Below are 22,770 nucleotides of genomic sequence, written 5' to 3' on the forward strand. Positions count from 1 at the left end.
ATAGTCTCTCAGAATATTGACTCTCCGACAAACCCGGTACGGTTCAGGCAGACATCGATGCTGTTTTAGGTGAGATGTCTTCTTCAAAAGCCAATGACTTCTCCAAGATTGCTGGACGTTTTAAAACCCGTTTATCGCTGTCCAGTTCCAATACCGATGAAGTTATTCAAAAACGTTTATTACGTAAAACCCCAGAAGCTGAAGCATTGCTCAGATCGGTGTTTGAGCAAAAGGGCGATATCTTAAAAAACCAGATCACCTTTGACCGTTCAGGCCCAACACTCAAGAACTATGAGGGTCCAGACAGCTTTATTCATAACTATCCTTTTGCGCCGTACCATTTCCAGCTGGTGCAAAAAGTTTTTGAAGAAATCCGTAAGGTCGGTGCGACCGGTGCTCACCTGGCCTATGGTGAACGGTCCATGTTGGATGCGTTCCAGATGGCCGCGAACGCGATTGCCACAGATGAAGTCGGTGCCCTGGTTCCTTTCCATCGCTTCTATACTTCGGTCGAAGGCTTCCTGGATACAGCAGTGAAGCGTACCATCGACCAGGCAGGGCAGAATAAAACCCTGGATGGTTTTGATGTGCAGATGCTGCGTACCCTGTTCATGATCCGCTATGTCGATATCATCAAAGGTACCTTGGATAACCTGGTGACTTTGTCGATTGAGAAAATTGATGAAGATAAGCTGGCATTACGCAAGCGGATTGAAGAAAGCCTACTGCGTCTGGAAAAAGAGAGCCTGATTACCCGCAATGGTGATGAGTTCCTGTTCCTGACCAATGAAGAACGTGATATCACCCGCAAAATTAAAGCCACTGACTTAGCGGCTTCAGAAGAAAATAAAGAGTTAGCCAATCTGATCTTTAAAGATTTACTGCGCGATCAGAACAAATACCGCCATCAAGCCAACAAGATGGACTATCAGATTGGTCGTTTTCTGGATAGCCATAGCTTGGATGGCAAGTATGAGAGTGATTTGAAAGTCGAAATCATTTCTCCACTGGATACTGAATACAACCTCTATACTGAAGCTTACTGTATTGGTAAAAGTACTCAGGCCGAAGGACAAGTCCTGTTTAAACTGGCAGACGATAAACAGTTCTTTAATGAACTGCGCACCTGGCTGAAAACCAATAAATTTATTCGGTTAAATGATGATGGCACTCAGTCCGATATCAGCCGTATCCTGGCAGACCGTGGCCGTGAGAACCAGGAGCGTAAAAAACGCCTGCGTGCCCGGGTCGAAGAAATGCTGCTGGACGCGGAAAGTTATGCCTTGGGTCAACATCTACAACTTTCATCTTCTAGCCCTTCCACCAAGCTGGATGAGGCTTGTCGTTATTTGCTGGAAAACACTTATACCAAGCTGAGCTATCTGCAGGTCTATCAGCAGGATGCCTGGCGTGAACTGAACGCCGTCTTGACTGTGGATGATATGGCGCAGCTCGGATTGTCTCTGGATGGCGGGCAGACGAACCCGAAAGCACTACAAGAAGTGGAACAGTACATTGCACTACGGGCCACTGGTACAGAGCGTATTCTGGTCTCGGATGTGGTCGATCGTTTTGCCAAACGCCCTTATGGTTGGCCAGATGCTGAGATTTTACTGTTGGTAGGTCAGCTGGCTGCGATGGGGCTGATTTCTCTGCAGTTAAATGGCGGCAGCTTACAGTTGAAAGAGGCCTTTGAGCCTTTACAAAACAGCCGTCGTCGCCGTGATGTTTCTATTATTAAAAAACGCCAGACTGATGATCAGGTATTGAAACAGGCACGCCAACTCACCCAAGAACTGTTCTCGGCTATGGGACCAGCGACTGAGAAAGAGCTATTTGAATTCTATTTGCAGCATTTTAAGGCTTGGTTAGCCAACTTTAAGTCGTATAAGAGTAAAACTGATGTCGGGCAGTTCCCGGGCAAGAAAGTGATTGAAAAGTCGATTCTGGCTTTGGAACGTCTGCTGGCGAATAGCGACAGCTTCGATTTCTTTAAAGCGGTGGTTGAGAACAAGAATGACTATTTGGATCTGGAAGAAGACTATCGTGACATTCATGAATTCTTCAGCAACCAGATGCCAAGCTGGCAACAACTGCAACAGGCTCTACGTCATTTTGAGAAGAACAAACAGGCGCTGGGCAGTGATGATGTGGCAAAAAAAGCCCTCTCCGAATTACATCGTATTGCCACCCTCGAATCGCCCTATGGTCTGTTAAATAAAGTGGCTGATTTGGTTCGCACAGTAGAAAGCGTCAATGAGCAATTGCTGACAGAGAAGCGCAATCAGGCGATAGAACACATTGATGACAAGATCAAGCAGTTAGAAGCTGAGATCAAAAACAGTGGTATTGCCACCGCTGAGCTGAGTAACAAGCTACTGCGTCCGCTGCAATTGCTGAAAACGGATATTGAAGTGGAAACTAGCCTATCCACCATCTATATGCTGCAAACCCAAACCGCCGTGGAGCGTTTTGATGAAGCCTTGTATGAGTTGGAAAGCGAAGTTCAGGCGGAAATCCAGCGTCAGGCCAAAGCGGCACAACTGGCTCAGAGCAAAGCCGAGAGTGTAACCAACACTGCAACCACCTCCAGCCCAGTTACATCAGCACCTGCTGCGAGTCTGGTACAGCCTGCGATAGCCGTAGTGCCACCGAAACCGGTGGTGGAAGTCGATGTCGCCAGCATTTACAGCAAAAGCTCAAGTAGTGTCTATCTGGAAACAGAAGAGTCAGTAGATCAGTTTGTAGACGCACTCAAAGCTGAACTGAAAAAAATCGTGAGTGATAAAAAGCGTGTGCGTATCCGCTAACTCGGGTTAGGGATATCGGCATCAGTCATTAATTAAAGGTTTAAAGATGAATACCAGTAATATTAAAAAATACGCACCGCAAGCACGAAATGATTTTATCGCAGCGATGCGCAAGCAGGCAGCCAAATACGGCATCACCGCAGACAGCATTCTACCGGCAGAACAGAAAGGCGACTTGCTGCTGATTGGCGATCAGGTTTTTCCGCTATCCGTCATGAAACCTCGTGAGAAGCTGATCAAGCGCATTCAAACCAGCAGTTTTGAGCAGACGATTGATTATATCGCTTACAGCTGGTTTAACCGTCTCTGTGCGATTCGCTACATGGAATGCAAAGGCTTACTGGATCATGGCCGTCGTGTACTCAGTAGTGCCGATGGTAGTGCAGGCTTGCCACAGATTCTGGAAGAATGTCTGGATATTGACCTACCAGGTTTAGATGCCAGCCGTGTGGCTGAACTGAAGCTGGATGGCAATAAAGACGAAGAGCTGTATCGGGAACTGTTACTGGCTCAGTGTCATGCGTTGAATCAGGTCATGCCACTCCTGTTCGAACAGGTTTCTGATGAGTCTGAACTACTGTTACCGGATAACCTGACTAAAACCGATTCTTTGATTCGTGATCTGGTCAGCAGCATTCCGGAAGAGGATTGGTCGGATGTACAGATTATTGGCTGGCTGTATCAGTTCTATATTTCTGAAAAGAAAGATCAAGTGATTGGTAAAGTCGTCAAAAGTGAAGACATTCCTGCAGCGACGCAACTCTTCACTCCAAACTGGATTGTGAAATATTTGGTACAGAATAGTGTTGGTCGTTTATGGCTGATGGCACAGCCTGATAGTACGCTTGCCAGTGAGTGGGAATACTATATTCAGCCAGCGGAACAAAGTGATGAAGTTAATGCACAGCTGAAACAACTGATTGATGTGCGCATCAGTGAAGATGGCGATACTTTAAATCCTGAAAGCATTACGGTACTCGATCCTGCCTGTGGTTCGGGGCATATTCTGGTGGAAGCCTATGATTGCTTAAAAGCGATTTATTTAGAACGTGGTTACCGTAGCCGGGATATTCCACGCTTGATTCTGGAAAATAACCTCTACGGCATTGATATTGATACCCGTGCGGCACAGCTCGCCAGTTTTGCACTGCTTATGAAAGCGCGTGAGGACGACCGCCGTTTATTTAGCAATCCACCGAAGCTCAATATTATTGCGTTACAGGATAGTCAGCCAGAACGACTAGAAGCATTTGCTCAGGATTTGGCAAGTACAGGCCTAGAAAAGGCAGATTTAAAAGAATTACTGGATTTATTTGAACATGCTTCTACTTTTGGTTCTTTGATTCAAATCCCTCAAGCATTCGCTAAAAAGCTGTCTGATTTAGAAACCAAGCTGAATACAGCATTAGCGTCAGGCGATATTTTTGCACAGCAGTCAGCGCAAGAGTTATTGCCTTTAGTAAAGCAAGCAAAACTTTTAGCTAAAAAATATGATGCCGTGGTTGCTAACCCGCCGTATATGGGGGGTAATGGTATGAATACCGCACTGAAAGATTTTGCCAAAAAGAAATTCCCTGATAGTAAATCTGATTTATTTTCTATGTTTATTGAGCGTGGTTTTGCATGGTGTAAGGATAATGGCTTTAACAGCATGGTGACCATGCAAAGCTGGATGTTCCTGTCATCGTATCAAGCAATGCGTGAGAAGTTACTTTCTAACAATTCTCTCATCAGCTTAATTCAATTGCCTTATGATGGAAAAGGTCCAACCGCTATGGGAATCAATTTCGGTGTTTCTTTAGCTATTCTTCAAAAATATAAAATTAATGGGTTAGTAGGTAGTTTTGATTGTTTTAGATATTATGAGTTAACAGAAGAAGGATTGCCTAGGAAATTCCCTAGTTTAAATGAACGAAATGTAAAAACAAAACCGGATGAATTTCAGAAAATTCCGGGAAGCCCTGTAGCTTATTGGATAAGTGAATCAGTTCGTAATTGCTTTACGAAGTTTCCTAAACTTGCTGAATATATTGAAACAAGAATTGGGTTAATAACTGGTGATAATAATGCATATATCAGAGACTGGTATGAGATATCATTTGATGGAATTGGATTTAGTTTAACGAGAAGTGAAGCTAAAAAAAGTGGTTTAAAGTGGTTTCCACAATCTAAAGGAGGAGAATTCCGGCGCTGGTATGGAAATAATCAAACTGTTTTAAATTGGTTTAATGATGGAGAAGAATTACAAACTCGAAAACACTCATCTGGGAGCAGAATTCTCGCTCATAATTTTAATTTAGACAAAATATTTAAACCCGCTATTTCCTGGACAAAAATATCTTCAGGAGAGTTTTCTGCTCGATATCAGCCTGAGGGTTTCTTATTTAATGATGCTTCTGCAAATGCATTTGTTGAGAATGAGGCCCATAGATTAAATGTTTTGGGGTTTTTAGGGACAAAGTTACCAGCTGTGTTTTTAAAATCACTTAATCCAACTTTAAACTTTTTACCTGGTAATATTTCATCATTACCTATTTCTTTAGAAGCAATCAACTCTCATATTATTTATGAGAAAATTTCTCGTTTAAAAGAAATTAGTAAAAAAGACTGGGATTCTTACGAAACCTCATGGGATTATACCCAGAACCCAATTATTCGTACTCAACAGTCAAATCTAGAACAGTCATTTAACACTTGGCAGCAGCAAAATACTGACGCCGTGGCGGAAATGAAACGTTTGGAAGAAGAAAACAATAAGCTATTTATTGATGCTTATGGTTTACAGGACGAACTGACTCCAGACGTACCCGATGAGCGAATCACTTTAACTCGAGCTGACCGTGAAAAAGACAGCCAGCGTTTAGTATCCTATGCACTTGGTTGTATGATGGGACGTTATAGCCTAGATGAACCTGGCTTGATCTATGCTCATGCAGGCAATCAAGACTTTGATGCTAGTCGTTATCAAACATTCCCAGCCGATGCTGACGGTATTATTCCATTGACCGAAATGCACTGGTTTGAAGATGATGCTACACATCGTATCCAAGAGTTCTTAACCGCCGTCTGGGGTAAAGACACATTAGATGCCAATATGCAGTGGCTCGCAGAAAGCTTAGATAAAAAAGCCAGTGAAACCGCTGAAGATACCATTCGCCGTTACTTAGCCAGCAAATTCTATAAAGACCACATGCAAACCTATAAAAAGCGTCCAATCTATTGGTTATTTAGCAGTGGTAAACAGGGGGCTTTCCAAGCATTGGTGTATTTGCATCGTTATAACGAAAGTACCTTGGCACGTATGCGTACCGAATACGTGATGCCACTGATTTCTAAAATGGCTGCTTATGCTAACTCACTGGAAAATGCTAAAGAAAATAGTGACTCGGCTGCCGAAATCAAACGTATAGAGAAAAAACTGCAGGAACTACACAAGCAACAGGCTGAACTCAGTAGCTTTGAAGAAAAATTACGTCACTATGCCGATCAGCGTATCCCTCTAGATCTTGATGAGGGAGTGAAAGTGAACTATGGCAAGTTTGGGGACTTGTTGGCTGAAGTGAAAGCAGTGACGGGGGAAAAATAATGAAATTAAGAAGCTTAAATGAAATTTTTGAAAATCGACTGATTCGCATTCCTGATTATCAAAGGGGATATGCATGGCGCAAGCAACAGTTAATAGATTTCTGGGAAGACTTAACTTTACTTGAAGCGGATCGTGTTCATTATACCGGGGTTATTACCTTAGAAGCTGTAGACCGTAAAACCTGGTCAAAGTGGGAAGACGATGAATGGCTGATTGATGATCTTGATTATAAGCCCTACTTTGTCGTGGATGGTCAGCAACGATTGACCACGGCAATTATTTTAATTCAGGCGATTATTGAAAAAATTCCTGAAGGAAAAAGTATCGCAAATCAGTTTGTTTCTGATTTACAAGCGAAATTTGTTCAAAGAAAACCAACGGACGGCATTCGAGAAAGTTATATTTTTGGTTATGAAAAAGATAATCCCAGTGATGAGTTTTTAAGAACTAAAATTTTTGGTTTTCAGTCTCATACTAACCAATTGCAGGAAACGCTGTATACACGCAATTTATTCAATGCAAAGAAATTCTTTAAAGAGAAATTAGAGGAGCTGAGCTTTGAAGAAATGACGGTTTTATACAAAAAATTGACGCAAAAATTGCGTTTTAACTTGTATGAAATTGATGATGAGATTGATGTATTTGTTACTTTTGAAACCATGAATAATCGTGGCAAATCATTAACCAATTTAGAATTGCTGAAAAACCGATTGATTTATCTATCGACTTTATATCGTGAAAATGAAGGGCGTTCTAAACTTAGAAGAAATATTAATGATGCGTGGAAAACTATTTATGAATATTTAGGTAAAAATCCAGAAAAACCTTTACCAGACGATGAGTTCTTAAAAAATCATTGGATTATGTATTTCACATATAGTCGTGATAAAGGCGATGATTATAAAAAATTTCTATTAGATAAAAAATTTAATGCACGTGGTATCACAAGTCCCAAAAAGGGAGAAGCTAGCTTAAAAATCGAAGAGATTCAGGGGTATGTAGCGAGTCTTCAGCAGTCGGCTATGAATTGGTTCTATTTACATAATCCTTACTTTCCAATTGCTAACAGCCTTTCTGATGATGAGCAACTATGGCTAGATCGTCTAGGACGTTTGGGCTTTAGTGCATTTAGACCTTTAATTTTAGCTGCTTACAATACAAATACTTCCGCAATTCAAATCGCTGAATTGTTGAGAGTTGCAGAGCGTTTTGTCTTTACTGTATTCAGTCTGAGTCGAAGACGAGCCAATACAGGGGATACTTTAATCTATGGACTTGCACGTGATCTTTTAACAGGAAAGAGCTCAATCGATACAATTATTAAAGTAATCGAAGGTCTAATTACACGTTACTATGATCCAAATAACTATTTCACCTATATCGAAGATAAGTATAAGTTTCGAGAAGGTTTTTATTCATGGACAGATGTTCGCTATTTCCTTTATGAACATGAATATTATCTCAAAGAAAAAGGAAAGAACGCAGTAACTAAATTAATGTGGAACGAGTTTACCGAGAGTTTGGATGGTTATGTAACTTTAGAGCATATCTATCCGCAGATAGATACAGATCCATATTGGGTCAGCAAATTTACTCATCTTGATGACCAACAACGAAAATGGCTTACACATTCTTTAGGCAACTTGCTGCCATTATCTCGTGCGAAAAACTCTTCATTGCAAAACGACAGTTTTGATTTAAAGAAAAATAATGGTAAAGGTCTTGGATATTACAATGGATCTGTTTCGGAAAATGAAGTCAATCTTAAGGAGAATTGGACACCACAAAAAATCTTGGAGCGAGGTCTAGAGTTACTTCATTTTATGGAGGAAAGATGGAACATTGAATTAGGGGATGAGGAATTTAAACGAAAATTACTTCATGTTGATGGCATCCCATTTCCTGTTGCAGTAACGGAAGAAGAGGTGACTGCATGAATCTGGATCAGCTACAGAAGGGTCTGGAACAGGCTTTCTACACTGAAAATCACCGGATTGTCTTTTGGTACGATGCTGAACAGTCCTTTAGCGAAGAAGTCAAATCGTTAAAACTGGATGATGTCCAAATTCTGAATATGGCAGAAGAGTCGAGCCTAGCGATCAAGCTCAAACTGGAACTGCAAGATCAGCAGGGCAAATACCTGCTGTATTTTCCAAGCCCAGAGCCTGAAACCGAAAAAGACTGGTTGCTGGACATCAAGCTGTATTCACGCAGCTTCTATGCCGATCGTTTCTCGATTATTTTCAATGAGCTGGGTTTACAGCAGCAGAGTCTAAGAGAACATCTGGCCAAACGTGAAGAATTCCTCAAAGCCAAAGCGCGTCTGAGCACCTTAAAACGCTACATCCAGCCTGATGCAGATGAACAGAATCTGGATATGGCCATGATTGCGGCTGTGGTCAAGGCTGACAGTGCCGAACTCATGCATATTGTCTTGGCGTTGGCAGATGAAATGGTACAGCAGAACCTGGCTCTGGAAGTAAATCCAGACTCCTTTGCTGAACTGGAAAAGTTCCAACTAGTGCCAGCTTTAGTCACAGCATTACAGGCGGAAATTGGTTATCCAGCATCGGTTGAAGAGTTGAATGGGGAAGCACCATTCAAGCTCGGTACGTTCTTTATCCGTTTGATGACCACAGGCTTCTGTGAAAGCTTGGGCGATGTACCCGTATGGGCTCAGGAACTGGTAATGTCTTCTGTCAGCTCCCGTGCAACAGCCAGAGCCTTTTTGTCGCGCTGGAGAGACAGTTCCAAATACTACCCAACCTTCGATACACTCTCCCAGACCGTGGCAAATGCACTGCGGATCCAGGAGAAGGTCGGGGCTTTTGATCTGGAGCAGCTGCTGGATGTCATGACCTTTGAAGTGATTGAACAAAAGATCATTGTTGATTTGGCCAGCCAGATCCCTGCAGCAACCAAAGCTGAACTGGAACATTTCAGAACGATTATTTCTACCCGTCTGGATGGCTATTGGGCTTCCAAACATAAGGATGATGCGACACGCCGTAAATATCGTACTGTCTATACAGCGTTGCAGGCAGCCATTGAGCTGTTTAGCCTGCGACAGCAGTTTGATGCCGGTTTCTATTTCGACTCCAGTGAAGCCTTGTATAAAGCCTATGAACAGGAGCTGTATCGTTTTGATATGGCCTATCGCCACTACAGTGCAGCCTCTCAGCGAGCTCATGTTGATATCCTGAAAAAACTCGATGAAGAAATCGAAAATTGCTATGCCTACTGGTTTATTGACCACTTGGCACGCAACTGGGGCGAGCGTGTAGAAGCTGAGCAACGCTTGAATGTCTGGAAAGTGGCAGATATCCCAAATCAGCAGAACTTCTACGATACCCACGTCAGACCCTTACTGGGTTCTGCAACTAAACGCCGTATTGTAGTGATCATCAGTGATGCTTTCCGCTATGAAGCTGCAGTAGAGCTGCGTGATCGTATCAATGAAAAGCGTTATTCTGAAGCGACATTGTCTTCACAGCTGGGCGTTGTCCCAAGTTACACCACACTTGGCATGGCCTCGTTGTTGCCGCATCAGACTTTGGAGTACAAAGAGGCCGCAGGTGATGATGTTTTAGTAGATGGGCAGTCCAGCAAAGGGACTGCAGCACGATCCAAAATTCTGGCTGCCTATAATGGATTGGCGGTTACCGCTGAAACGGTAAAAGGTTGGTCGCGTGATGAAGGCCGTGAAGCACTTAAAGACCATGATTTGATTTACGTTTATCACAACGTGATTGATGCTCGGGGAGACAGTGCCTCTACAGAATCAGAAACCTTTATGGCGGTAGAACATGCTATTGAAGAGCTGACCGAACTCAGCCGCAAAATCTTAATGCACTTCAATATTTCTACCCTGTTGATTACAGCCGACCATGGCTTCCTGTTCCAGCAAAGTAAACTGGAATCTGCGGATCGTTCAAGCTTGACTGAAAAACCTGCCAATACATTGAAGAGCAAAAAACGCTATGTGATTGGGCATGGTTTACCAGAGAGCAAGGAAGCCTGGAAAGGCTCAACCCAAGCTACGGCAGGCACATTATCTGCGACTGATTTCTGGATTCCAAAAGGGGCGAACCGTTTCCATTTCGTAGGAGGCTCACGTTTCGTGCATGGCGGCATCATGCCTCAGGAAATTGTGGTACCGGTACTGATGGTAAAACAGCTACGTGGTGAAAAGGCTGGACAGCGGACCAAGCGTAAAGTTGAGGTCATTTCTACCAAATCCACGCTGAAGATGGTCAATAACATCCAGAAGTTTGATTTGATGCAAACTGAAGCTGTCAGTGAGCTGGTCATGCCAGTGACTTTATCCATTGCCATTTATGATGGGGATCTTAAAGTTTCCAGTGAAGAAACTTTGACTTTTGATAGCGCTACCGATTCTGTTGCCGATCGGGTCAAACAGGTCAGACTGTCATTGTCTGGCACTGATTTTGACCGTAAGAAAGATTACTTCCTGGTACTGAAGGACAAAGACCTGAATATCGAGATGCAACGCTATAAGGTCACCATTGATTTGGCATTTACCGATGACTTCTTCTGATAACGAATTAACGATAGAGCGTAGCCTACATGGAATCTGCTAACGATAAAGAACTGGATCAGCTGCTGAATGAACACTTTGCTGGGCGGGTGGTACGTAAGGATCTGACTAAACTGATCAAAGAAGGGGCCAATGTCCCGGTCTATGTACTCGAATACCTGCTGGGGATGTACTGTGCCTCGGATGATCCAGAGATCATTGAGCAGGGACTACGTAACGTAAAGACCGTGCTGGCAGAGAACTATGTACGACCTGATGAAGCTGAGAAGGTGAAATCCCTGGTTCGTGAACGTGGCAGTTATAAGGTCATTGATCGGGTGACTGTAAAGCTGAATGAGCGTAAAGACAAATACGAAGCATCATTTAGTAATCTGGGCATCAAAGATGCCGAAATCTCGGCAGGCATCGTCAAAGAGTATGAAAAATTACTTGTTGGTGGTATCTGGGTCATTGCTACGCTCAGTTACTATTTTGAAGAAGGACAAACCAATTCTCCATTTGGGGTGAGTTTACTCAAGCCGATTCAAATGCCGAATATGAATATGGATGAACTTTTCAGTGGCAGAGCAGCATTAAGCACTGATCAGTGGCGCGAGAGTTTAATCCGTTCGATCGGCATGGAACCGGCTTCGTTAAAAGAGGACGTGCAATGGCACCTATTAGCGCGTATGGTTCCGTTCGTTGAAAATAACTATAACGTCTGTGAACTTGGACCACGCGGTACCGGGAAAAGCCATATTTACAAAGAGTGTTCACCGAATAGTATTTTAGTCTCGGGTGGGCAAACGACTGTCGCCAATCTGTTCTATAACATGAGTAGCCGCCGTATTGGTCTGGTGGGGTTGTGGGATGTGGTGGCCTTTGATGAAGTTGCCGGTATTTCCTTTAAGGACAAAGATGGCGTTCAGATCATGAAAGACTACATGGCATCGGGATCTTTTGCCCGTGGCCGGGAACAGATGGAAGCATCTGCTTCAATGGTTTTTGTGGGTAATATTAACCAAAGCGTCGAATCGTTGGTAAAAACCAGCCATCTCTTGGCACCTTTCCCTGAAGCCATGATCGATTCGGCATTCTTCGATCGTTTTCATGCCTATATTCCAGGTTGGGAAATTCCAAAAATGCGTCCGGAATTCTTTACCAACCGTTATGGTCTAATCGTTGATTATCTGGCTGAATTCTTCCGGGAAATGCGTAAGCGTAGTTTTGCGGATGCCATTGAGAAGTACTTCAAACTCGGAAATAACCTGAATCAGCGCGATGTGATTGCCGTTCGCAAGACGGTTTTTGGATTGATGAAGCTGCTCTACCCACACGGTCAGTTTAATAAAGAAGATGTACGCCTGTGTCTGGAATATGCACTGCAGGTCCGCCGTCGCGTCAAAGAGCAGCTGAAGAAAATTGGTGGCATGGAATTCTATGACGTTCATTTCAGCTATATCGATAATGATACCTTAGAAGAACATTTTGTCTCAGTCAAAGAGCAGGGTGGTGGCGGACTGATTCCAGATGGTCCAGCGAAACCAGGTTTTCTGTATACCATCGGACTCAGTAATAAAGGCATGCCTGGCTTGTATCGCTTAGAGCTTCAAGTCACCAAAGGCTCAGGTAAGCTTGCAACTTCAGGCCTCTGGAACTCCAGCAGTGCCAAAGAACAAGTCAAGATTGCCTTTGACTACTTCAAAGCGAACGCCTCTAGAATATCGGGTGGCAGCAAAGTCATGGAGCATGACTTCCATCTGCATGTGGTGGAATTACAGAATACCGGGCCACTTAGTCATCTGGCTTTGCCGAGTCTAGTCGCTTTTGCTTCAGGCTTGCTCGGACGGTCAGTACAGAATCAGATGGTGGTCCTGGGAGATATGAGCCTGGGTGGAAACGTCACACCGGTTGAAAGTATTGCTGAATGTCTTCAGGTTGCATTCGATGCCGGAGCCAAGAAAGTCGCTTTACCGATGAGCAGTGCGGCAGATATCCCAACCATTCCAGTTGAACTATTTACTAAGTTCCAGACCAGCTTTTATGCAGATCCGGTAGATGCTGTGTTTAAGGGGCTAGGGGTGGATTAATTTCATATCTGTCTGGAAGAGTTACAGTAGATTGTTTTAAATTCAGTTTCTCAAGTTAAACACCATGTTGTAAAAGCATAATACTGCCTCTTTTAAAGAGCTAGTATTTTAGGGGGGGATTACCCTTCATTTTTTCTTGATCAGATATCTGTTGTATTTTGACAGGATTTTGTTGATCTAAATATTTTTGATACCAAACACGCAATGTTTCAGGAGTACAACCGATTTTAGGAGCAATAGCTGTGATTGCTGCCCAAGTAGAAGGATAATCTTTTTCAGATTCAATTAGTAATTGAACCGCTCTTTCTCTGATTTCAGGGGTCAATTTTACTTTGCCATTTGTAAGATAAAAGGGGGCAATTTTAGAATGCCGTTGACAATGTATCGCCTTTTGAGTTTGAAGCAATGTACAATGATAAGATTAACCCGTTAGGTCAGGTGGCCTAACTTAAATAAAAATTCTCCGACAAACCCGGTACGGTTCATAGCGAGTATCTGCTTATAAAAATTAGGTTTATTTGATTTTAACATCCGAATTGGGTATATGAGATTTTATGTTAAATGAATGATATAACCCATAGAGAAATATCATCAAATAATGAAGATACTTCGGATAAATTTTTGCTATAAATTATTGTTTTTATATCATTTTCTGAAAGCTTCCAAAATCCATCGGATGCTAGAATATATGTGGATTTTTTTTCAATATCTAAGGTCTTAAAGCTCAAGGGTTTTAACTTTTTTGTATTAAATGACTTGGTGACAATATTATCATTTGAAGAAGACCTAAGTATCATTTCGATACTTTGGGGATCTGTTTGATTATTTAAGCTCATCGCTAAATTATGAGGATAAGTAATCCAACTGATTTGTTGCTCATTATTGATTTTCCCAAGTCTGCAATCACCCAAATGTGCTGAATAAATTTGAGTCTGACTAAAAATAACCATCAAAATACTCATTGCTGCAGGTCGCAATTTTCCCCGATGTTCTATATAAAAATTCTCTGTTAGACGTTCAAAAAAATCATGTATATCTTGTGTAGTATTATTTAATTGAGCAAAGACGTCCTTCAAAGAAAGTACATAAGCCTGAAAATTTTTAACTAGTATGTCGCTGTTTTTACATCCCCCATGACCATCCACTACGTAACAAAAATATAGATTTTCATTATCAGTAAGGTTCCCTACAGCATCGATTCCAAATTTTTCTGGTGCGCTAAGATTCTGACATAAGGAAAAGGAGTTTATTAATATGCTTTTGGCCATTGTTTTATGATCGCTTGAATTACTTGTAAAGCTCTTTCTCTTGAGCCAAATCTACATTGATCTTCCATTATGATTTCAAAATCAGTTAATTCAGTGAGTTTTTTAAATTGATCAGATAAGTAATCTTTGAGTTCTTTTGGAGCATTATAGACTTCTTCAACTAAGGCGGATCGTCCCAGGCAAATTGTGATGATATCTTCTAAGTCTTTGCTATATAAGGGATCTTCTTTACGACCATGGAATGCTTCAAACTTGGTTGCTAAGAAATATTCAGGCATTAAGGTATTGATAATTAAATTATTCCCCAGCTTATACTCTACTTTTTTCTTATAAGCTTCTAGATACCAAGAGTTAGAGAAGCCTAAAATTTTTTCATCAGTGGGCATAAGTCTACAATTAGATCTTCTCCTAGTTGGTAACGACAAGTGAAGTCCGTATTCTTTTCAAATGGATCTGAACTTTGATAATTTTTAAACCCTAGTTTTCTGACTTTCTCATCTAACTCATACCATTGGGTTGTGGTCTTTATATCTACAATTAAATCAACATCTTGAGTGTATCTAGTTGATAAAGATAAATTTTCTGGATCTAAAAACAGGCTAGTAGTGCACCCTCCAATAAATACTAGGTCTTTGATAAGATCCTCGCTTAAAGCACTTACAACCTGCTCTAGCATCTTCATTTGTGTTAAAGCATTATTCATTGTAGATACTCACGTAATAACTTTTCAGCTATTTTCTTTTCCCTTGGGGAACCTATTCTAAACACATCAATAAGAGCAAAAACTTCATACAGGAAATTATCATCTAACGCTGCATATGGTACAGATTTATATAATGGTTCAACTGCTAATCCTGAAATTGATTGATAGCTTTGAGCGGGCCAAATATAAGGTAATGAAGAAGAATACGATAAATGATCTGAAAGTTTTTTATTATTGAAAACAGTAGGAATACCAATATCAATAGCACCAACTTCTGTATGGAAAAAGTATTGAAAACTGTAAATAATTAGGTCTAAGAGAGCTCTTCTATTGGTTTTCCATTGCATTTCTACTAGCTCTAATCGCTTAAATGGTGAATTAGAGGTTACGATCAATAGCCCTATCTTGATTAAACGCTTTAAAGATTCTGCAACCTCACTTTTACTAATAACTACTGCTTCAGCCAACCCTCTGATTGATAAAGAATCATAAAAAGCACTTAATTTTAAAAAGATATCTAACTGCTCATCTTCTAATTTATCCCACTCAAGTTGTGCTTCTGAATAGTATTCTTTGAATATCTGGTGCTGATTCTCAATAGAGATCAGTTTTACGAGAACTAGAATGTCTTGAGGTTTAATCATATTAAGTTACCTTGTCCTCAATCCGTGGACTGAATTCATATTTGATCAACTCGTTACACTATTTGCAAGTATTTTTTAAAAATAATATTAAATAAAAAAGCCCGACATCTTGTCGGGCTTTTTCATCTTTGGTGCTAGGTAGGGCTGTCTACCTAATAATCCTGGTGCTAGAACTTATCGTTATTGTTTTATGTTCCGGAACGTCCTGTTCCTGTATGACTTCATCATAAGTAAAAAACCGCAGCTGCCCTAGCCGCAAAATCCTTAAATCTCTGTGCGCCAGGGCGTACAAAAATGGATAAAAGTTGTCCCGGTTTTATCCGCAGAAATTGGGGATAGTTTTCGCCCTGGAAGGGCTGAGAACATTGGAAAAACCGAAAAATTGACTACTTTTTAAACAAAATTATTGGAAAGAACTATCAAAACCGCTCATAAAAAAGCCAATTCGAGGGTGAATTGGCTTTTTATAATTCCATATCATAATGATTTTAAAAGATAAAATAATGAATGTTATTCCTAAGTAGAAATGTCCTACCTAATAACCAAATAGAAATGTCCTATATGGACATTTCCAAGTCAAGCACAGGATTTAGATTTCGTTCTTGAATTGCTGTTTTCTGTGCACGTCTGCTTGGCATCTTTTGAGAACGATTACGTTTGTTTTGCTGTTCCAGTTCTTCATGCTGTTGTTGGATATGATTCAGAACAGCACCCAACCGTTTATTCTCAACAATCTCTCGCTGATTCAGCTGACTTAATTTATCGAAGAGGCTGTAATTGATCTTTCGGCTATTATGCATGATGGCTACAGTACCATCCGGGTATTCAAGGAACTCAAGATACTTACCGATCAACCTTTGATTTTCTTCGGTGTTTTCCAGGAGATATACGCATTTATCATAAGTAATCGTCAGACTATTCGTGACTCTGCGGGGGTCACGCCAAGTAAAAATATCATCTAATTCTTCGGCTGTTTCAGTGATAGACCGATGTAGATTCTTAGGATTAAAAGCCATCTTGGCGAACTTCTGATTGAACTCCTCAATGAAGCAGGGTAGCCAGACATTAGCTTGCTCAATCGAACAGATGCCTTTCAGGCGCATCTCCTTGATCAGACGGTCCTGAAGGGTTCTGTTGGCCCGTTCCACACGGCCTTTGGCCTGCGGTGAATTAGCGAAGATGATATCGATATTCAGGGTGCTGAGTACACGTCCAAACTGGGTAATCTTGGTGTCTTTCTTGCTGCTTTGATTCACTCTAAAGACTGAATGTTTGTCGCTGTAAAACGCTAAAGGCTTACCGTGCTGTTCGACATATAAGCGTGTTGAAATCATATAGTCAAAGGTTGATTCTGACTCACAGAAGCGTAAATGCTGCAATTTTCCTGTAGCATCATCGATAAACACCAGCAGACAGCATTTAGCAGCGCGTCCTTCAAACCAGTCATGGTGTGAGCCATCAATTTGGATCAGTTCACCAAAGCAATCCCGGTTGTAACGAGGCTGATACGGTCGTTTCAGGCGCTTGGATCTAGGCATCCATAAGTCAGCTGCAATCATCCAAGAACGCAGGGTTTCTACTGAAAGATCGAATCCATGTACGGTGGTAAGCTTTTCATGCGCTAAAGTGGGTCCGAAACCATGCAGTTGGTCAGAAACAATATTGAGGCACTTGAGTCTGAGTTCTTCAGGAAGTTTAGAATTGCTGATTTGGCCACGACCGGCATGGGCTAATGCAGATGGACCTTGAGCTTTGTATTTCTGCAGTAAGCGTCTGATCTGACGTTCTGAAATATGAAGTAGCTGAGCAGCCTGGGATTGAGTTATGCGTTGATCGCAGATTTCCTGCAAGACCGACAATCGTTTAAGTTCTTTATCCGACATAGACACCAACATATCAAACCGTCCGCTAAGGAAATTGCAGAAGTGCATATTCTAAAAGCGGACATTTTTACTTTGGAGAAACCGGACATTTCTATTTTGGAGTTACAAATGAAATTTCGTATAACGTGTATTATGTTAATTTTAGAAAAACTACATTTATATAATTTTTTTAACTTAATTCTATAGGTTATTTTTTGGGATCTATTTTTATAAATTATTCTTATTTAAGTGCTTGAAATTTATTTTAAAGAACAAAGGCTTTGTTGCACAAACCTATCTGTAAAGGGTTTTTCAGCGATATAATTTTCAAATGAAGAAGCCTGCACACAAAATCTACCGCACAACCAATTGGCCCGCATATAACCGAGCACTCATGAGTCGCGGAAATATTGCCATTTGGTTTGATCCTGCTACGCAATGGTATGCTCCATCAAAAGGCAAACAAGGGCGAAATCAAACCTACTCCGACGCAGCCATCCAATGCTGCTTAATGATTAAATCCTTATTCCGTCTGTCTTTACGTATGGTCACAGGCTTTGTGCAAAGTCTGATTAAACTTTGCGGATTAAATTGGATAGCTCCAGATTACACCACGCTTTGTAGAAGACAAAAGCATATTGATATTGTAATCAGCTACCAAAAAAGTAGCGATGGGCTGCATCTACTCATGGACTCTACAGGCATGAAGTTTCTAGGTGAGGGCGAATGGAAACGCAAGAAACATGGACCTGAATATCGTCGCCAATGGCGTAAACTTCATATTGGTATAGATGCTAAAACCCTACAAATACGAGCAGTTCAGCTTACAACCAATAATGTCAGTGATTCACAGGTGCTTGGTGATTTACTTAATCAGATTCCACAAGATGAGCAGATTAACTCTGTTTATACCGATGGAGCTTATGACACCAAGCAATGCCGTCAGGTCATTGCAGATCGGCAAGCGCATGCGGTGATTCCACCTAGAAAAAATGAGAAACCATGGAAAGATACAAAGAGTAGCTCGCTAGAGCGAAATGAATTACTTCGAGCAATTAAACGTTTAGGCAGGACACTATGGAAAAAATGGTCAGGCTATCATCGGCGAAGTTTGGTTGAAACTAAGATGCATTGCATCAAATTATTAGGAGATAAACTCAGTGCAAGGAGTTTTGATAGCCAAGTGAATGAGATCCATGCACGTGTAGCAGTCCTTAACAGATTTACGGAATTAGGTCGCCCACTTACCCAAGTTACGCCTTAAATTTGGCTCAATTAGGGGCGCTTTGCATTTCAAATCTTTGTGCAACAAAGCCAGCCCAAAGTAGAAATGTCCGGTTTCTCCAAAGTAAAAATGTCCGCTTTTAGAATATGCGCTTTTGCAATTTTCTTAGCGGACGGTTTGATATGTTGGTGTCTATGTCGGATAACCGCCATTATATTTAATAAAAGTATAAGATCAGGGAAAGTTACAGTTTTTATTTAAAATTGAAATATCCATTAGACTTATGAATATTTATAAAAGGTATATAATGAGTATTATTAACCCTCAAGAAACCTCTATGAAAGGTTTACAGTCAATCATTCTTTATGATTCTTTTCTTTCATCTAAACTATTCCGAGTTGATATTAGTGGTGGTCATACAAACATTACCGGTATCAACGGTGCAGGGAAAACCTCATTCCTGAACCTGATTCCTATTTTCTTTGGTGCCTCACCAAATGGGTTAATAGAGAAAGCTGCAAACAAGAAAAATTTCGTAGACTACTATTTGCCGAGCAGTCGAAGCATGGTGATTTTTGAATACCTTGCTCACTCAGGTACAAAGTGTGTGGTGCTGTATCGCAATAATAATCAGGGCAAGCACAACTACCGATTTGTTGATGGATGCGCGGAAGATACGCTATTAAGTGAGAGCAGTCTGGAAATCTTGGGTCTTTCTCAGAATGTGAAAGACGTATTTGATCAGGTTTATAAATCTGGCGTTGATGTGAGCCGTCAGATCGACAGCATCCCTGAATATATCTATACGCTGACTGCAGATAAATCACGACTGACAGGTGAAAGAAACCTTCGTGATTTATGCAACCGCTATTCACTGTCTGGAAGCAAACAACAGCTAAAATTCCTGAGCAATCTGACCCAGGTAACGATTAACCAGAACAATGTTGTCTCAAACTTCAAAACCATGTTAATTGAAGCGTATTTGGACAACGAGAAAATCAAAACAAAACCAACCTCTACCGCAGATTGGTTAGCAACCATCAATGATGTGAAAGCCCTACAAAGCCTTCAATCGGAAAAGCAGAAGATTATCTCTGGCATTCAGTTAAAGAATGCGGTCTTAGCCTCCTTTAATGCGCTTCATGCACACCTGTTGGTACTCCGGGACCATGTGGTGAACTACGAGCAGCAGATCAGTTCGATAGAGCATGAAATCTATGCGGTAAAGAACAAAGGGAATGAGACAGTCCGTAACCTGAATAACCAGATTGTACAAGTCAAAGAGCTGATTGCAGTAAAAGAAAAGTCTGCAGGTAACTTTAAACAGGCAATTCATAATATTGAAGTTGCCGAAAGACGTTATCAAGACATGAATATTTCCGTCATGGAACAGGAATATAAGAAACGTGCGCACTACTTCAACGAGATTGAAGAAGCGAAGAAATACAAACAGTTTTTGACTGAAAGCTACGAAAATATCAACCGCGAGTACGACAAGCATTCAGCAGATTTGCTTCGTGAAAAAATGGCATCCAGTGAAGCCCTTAATGCTGAATCTAACGAGGTTCAGGAGGCAATCAACCAGTTGCGAAACCGCTTTGATCTCAAGGTGAAAGAGCTTGAGCGCAAACAGGCTGAACAGCTCCAAATTCTTGATCAAGAAATTTCCAGTGAACGTCAAAGGCTTCTGGATATCCAGTCAGCAGCTATGGAGCGCATGCACCAATCAACACTGTTTACGGATGAAGAAAACCTACAGCTACAGCGCCTCAAGTTGGCTTATGAAGTCAAAGAGAATACCTTGTCTGCAAAGTCTGACGAATTGAAAGCGGCTCAAAACAAGCTTAAACAACTTAATTTTGATCAAAACAAGGCGCAGTATGATCTTAATGGATTAAAAGCCAAGCTTGAGAAAGCCAAGCAGTCAGAAGAGAATCTGCGTACAACCCTGTTCCAGAAAGACACCTTGCTACGGTTCCTGAATGATGCACCGAATGAAGATGTGGACTGGCGTACTACCATTGCGAAGGTCATCAATCCTGAGCTTTTCTTCAAAACCAACCTGAACCCTGTCTGGCAAACTGGCGTGAATGCCAATGCCCTAAGCCTCTATGGTCTTGAAATAGACCTGAACAAGTTGGAGATTCCAGGGGAAGCCGACAGTCTTGAGCAACTACAAATACGTCTGAAAGATGCCGAGATTTACACGGCTTCTTTGGTTGAGCAGTACGACAAGCAATCGCATCTGGCTCAGTCCATCCATAGAGAGATCAACGAGACCAATATTGCAGTTGTTAAACTCGAAAATGAGTTAAATACCCTGCAAAACGAGAAGCAGCAAGCCCGACAGGTTTATGACCAGACTGAGAAAGAGCTGAAAGCGAAGAAGGCAGAAGCTACACGTATTGAGCAAGAAGCTGTAAATAGAGCGAAATACGAGCTGCAAACTTTCAACAATCAGATTGAGCCGAAGAAACGTGGTGAGCTTCGATCAGCCAACATGCTTGAAAAAAATGGCTTAAAGGAGAGCTATGATGCGTCCTATGCAGACTTGCGTATCAAGCTTGATCTGATTGCCACAAAGGAAAAGCAGCTAGAGAGCAGCTATCAAGCCAAGATGGATGATTTGACCAACCTGTATCACAGCAAACTGCGTGAGCAAGGCGTGGATGAAAATATCCTGAAACAGGCAGAAATGAAGATCAAGGCTGCGATTGCACAGCACACCAAAGTCAAAGGCTATGAAAGCATTTTGGCTGAGTACGATATGTGGAAGAAAAACCACTATCAGTACAAGCAGAACCATATCGAGGACATGAACCAAGCTCTGAAACTTGTATCTGAATACAACCACAATCTTTCCAAACTGGAAAGTGAGCTTGAACAAGTCCGAACCTCCCTTCGTACAAGAGTGGACAATCTTGAAGCGAGTGCACAAGATTTCAGGGAGAAAATCAAAAAGCTGGATAAACAGGGGCGTGAAATCGAAAACCTGTTCGATGACGATATCCTATTGGTAGAGGTAGATCGACCTGAGTTTTTAAGCTTCGACAGCTTCTCTCGTGATCTGGGTACGTTGGCTGATACACAGAAGAAACAGATTTATCAATTACGCTTGCAGACAAACGCTTCTAAGGCATTACTGCGCAAATATGAAGCCTTCTCTCTGTTCAAGCTGTTTGAGGAAAAGATGGAGAGTATGGGGACTACCAGTGAAACCATGAACACCATTAACTCCATGTCTACCATCGAAAGCATCATGGACTACGACTTGCCGAAAAAGCATGATGCAGTCACAAACATTTTCCGTAATAAATCGGCTCAGTTGCGTAACTATATTCAGGAAATCCTTAATCTAAATAAGCGTTTAAAGAGCGTATCTACGGAACTGTCTGGCTACCTGAACCGTAGCAACAAGTTCAAGGCATTCACTGACTTCTCAATGAATCTGGAAAGTGTGCTGAATGACAAGAACACCCTAGATCAGCTCAATCAGTTTGTTTTGCAGTGTGAGGACTATCAATCCTTTGAAAACATGCAAAGCAGCTCCATTCCGATCGAGGATTTCATTCGTTGCTGTGAATACACCTTAAAGGCAATTGAAAGCACCAAAGGACATACTGATGATATCCGCTCTATGGTACGTCTGAAAATGAGCGTGATGAACAATGGTCGTCTTGCCGAGCTGCGTACTGACAACGACTTTACCAGTGCAGGGAGTACAGGAACGTCACGTATTCTGGTGCTGATCATGTTCCTCGCATTGTCACGGAAGTTATGCCCTGATAACTCGACCTACATCCATATCCCACTTGACGAGATTGGCAACTTTGATGCGATCAACACCAATTTGCTGTTCGACATGATGGACCATAACAAAATCTATCTGGTCTGTGCTCAACCGGAAAACTCAACCTCTAACCACAAGTTTAAGAATCTCTACATTGTTGGAGCCAATGGTGTCAGCACTGTTGTTCCACTGGAAATCGAAGGCGATAACCCATTGCTTGCAGCAGAACCAGTCTAATAGGGAAAAAGTGGAGAA

General features: G+C 41.6%; 11 protein-coding genes and 2 pseudogenes. 7 read left to right on the forward strand and 6 right to left on the reverse strand.

Annotated features, from left to right (window positions below; all coding sequences use genetic code 11):
* Positions 1–38: 38 nt before the first annotated feature.
* The 5 genes and pseudogenes from brxC to brxL all read left to right on the forward strand — a co-directional run.
* Positions 39–2,810: pseudogene (gene brxC / locus F895_RS00170) on the forward strand (BREX system P-loop protein BrxC); the annotation flags it as partial.
* A 46-nt stretch (positions 2,811–2,856) separates the two neighbouring features.
* A complete protein-coding gene (gene pglX, locus F895_RS00165) occupies positions 2,857–6,396 on the forward strand; it encodes a BREX-1 system adenine-specific DNA-methyltransferase PglX (protein WP_005244994.1) in 3,540 nt (1,179 codons plus the stop codon).
* Positions 6,396–8,333, forward strand: a complete 1,938-nt coding sequence (locus F895_RS00160) for a DUF262 domain-containing protein (RefSeq protein WP_005244997.1) — start codon at positions 6,396–6,398, stop codon at positions 8,331–8,333. Before pglX ends, F895_RS00160 begins: the two co-directional genes overlap by 1 nt.
* On the forward strand, positions 8,330–10,954 hold the full coding sequence (gene pglZ / locus F895_RS00155; protein ID WP_005244998.1) for a BREX-1 system phosphatase PglZ type A: 2,625 nt from the start codon (positions 8,330–8,332) through the stop codon (positions 10,952–10,954). The genes F895_RS00160 and pglZ overlap by 4 nt, the downstream gene beginning before the upstream one ends.
* 29 nt (positions 10,955–10,983) lie before the next feature.
* Positions 10,984–13,023: a protease Lon-related BREX system protein BrxL gene (gene brxL, locus F895_RS00150; protein ID WP_005245000.1), complete on the forward strand. Its 2,040-nt coding sequence runs from the start codon at positions 10,984–10,986 to the stop codon at positions 13,021–13,023.
* A 124-nt stretch (positions 13,024–13,147) separates the two neighbouring features.
* On the opposite strand, the pseudogene F895_RS0119180 reads toward brxL, so the two are convergent.
* The 6 genes and pseudogenes from F895_RS0119180 to F895_RS00125 all read right to left on the reverse strand — a co-directional run.
* A pseudogene (locus F895_RS0119180) lies at positions 13,148–13,384 on the reverse strand (hypothetical protein); the annotation flags it as partial.
* Between the two features lie 196 nt (positions 13,385–13,580).
* The gene (locus F895_RS00145; protein ID WP_004827016.1) at positions 13,581–14,291 is read right to left on the reverse strand and encodes a PP2C family serine/threonine-protein phosphatase; all 711 of its coding nucleotides are present in this window, start codon (positions 14,289–14,291) and stop codon (positions 13,581–13,583) included.
* Positions 14,273–14,677, reverse strand: a complete 405-nt coding sequence (locus F895_RS00140; protein WP_005245002.1) for a hypothetical protein — start codon at positions 14,675–14,677, stop codon at positions 14,273–14,275. The genes F895_RS00145 and F895_RS00140 overlap by 19 nt, the downstream gene beginning before the upstream one ends.
* On the reverse strand, positions 14,653–14,994 hold the full coding sequence (locus F895_RS00135; RefSeq protein WP_005245004.1) for a hypothetical protein: 342 nt from the start codon (positions 14,992–14,994) through the stop codon (positions 14,653–14,655). Before F895_RS00135 ends, F895_RS00140 begins: the two co-directional genes overlap by 25 nt.
* Positions 14,991–15,638 carry a hypothetical protein gene (locus tag F895_RS00130; protein ID WP_004827010.1) on the reverse strand — a complete coding sequence of 216 codons (648 nt, stop codon included), beginning with the start codon at positions 15,636–15,638 and terminating at the stop codon, positions 14,991–14,993. Before F895_RS00130 ends, F895_RS00135 begins: the two co-directional genes overlap by 4 nt.
* Before the next feature lie 557 nt (positions 15,639–16,195).
* Complete coding sequence (locus tag F895_RS00125; RefSeq protein ID WP_010590320.1) at positions 16,196–17,521, reverse strand: ISNCY family transposase; 1,326 nt, start codon at positions 17,519–17,521, stop codon at positions 16,196–16,198.
* A gap of 310 nt (positions 17,522–17,831) precedes the next feature.
* Between F895_RS00125 and F895_RS00120 the strand changes: the two genes are divergently transcribed.
* Entirely contained in the window at positions 17,832–18,764 is a 933-nt protein-coding gene (locus F895_RS00120; protein ID WP_010590202.1) for an IS5-like element ISAba12 family transposase, read from the forward strand.
* A gap of 268 nt (positions 18,765–19,032) precedes the next feature.
* Entirely contained in the window at positions 19,033–22,752 is a 3,720-nt protein-coding gene (locus F895_RS00115) for an ATP-binding protein (protein WP_005245007.1), read from the forward strand.
* The last annotated feature ends 18 nt before the right edge of the window (positions 22,753–22,770 follow it).

This window comes from Acinetobacter sp. CIP 64.2 (assembly GCF_000369645.1).
Lineage (GTDB): Bacteria > Pseudomonadota > Gammaproteobacteria > Pseudomonadales > Moraxellaceae > Acinetobacter.

Coding starts and splice junctions, on each gene's coding strand:
- F895_RS00125 (WP_010590320.1), bottom strand. CDS start 17,521: ATGTCGGATAAAGAACTTAAACGATTGTCGGTCTTGCAGGAAATCTGC.
- F895_RS00120 (WP_010590202.1), top strand. CDS start 17,832: ATGAAGAAGCCTGCACACAAAATCTACCGCACAACCAATTGGCCCGCA.
- F895_RS00160 (WP_005244997.1), top strand. CDS start 6,396: ATGAAATTAAGAAGCTTAAATGAAATTTTTGAAAATCGACTGATTCGC.
- F895_RS00130 (WP_004827010.1), bottom strand. CDS start 15,638: ATGATTAAACCTCAAGACATTCTAGTTCTCGTAAAACTGATCTCTATT.
- F895_RS00145 (WP_004827016.1), bottom strand. CDS start 14,291: ATGGCCAAAAGCATATTAATAAACTCCTTTTCCTTATGTCAGAATCTT.
- brxL (WP_005245000.1), top strand. CDS start 10,984: ATGGAATCTGCTAACGATAAAGAACTGGATCAGCTGCTGAATGAACAC.
- pglZ (WP_005244998.1), top strand. CDS start 8,330: ATGAATCTGGATCAGCTACAGAAGGGTCTGGAACAGGCTTTCTACACT.
- F895_RS00140 (WP_005245002.1), bottom strand. CDS start 14,677: ATGCCCACTGATGAAAAAATTTTAGGCTTCTCTAACTCTTGGTATCTA.
- F895_RS00135 (WP_005245004.1), bottom strand. CDS start 14,994: ATGAATAATGCTTTAACACAAATGAAGATGCTAGAGCAGGTTGTAAGT.
- pglX (WP_005244994.1), top strand. CDS start 2,857: ATGAATACCAGTAATATTAAAAAATACGCACCGCAAGCACGAAATGAT.
- F895_RS00115 (WP_005245007.1), top strand. CDS start 19,033: ATGAGTATTATTAACCCTCAAGAAACCTCTATGAAAGGTTTACAGTCA.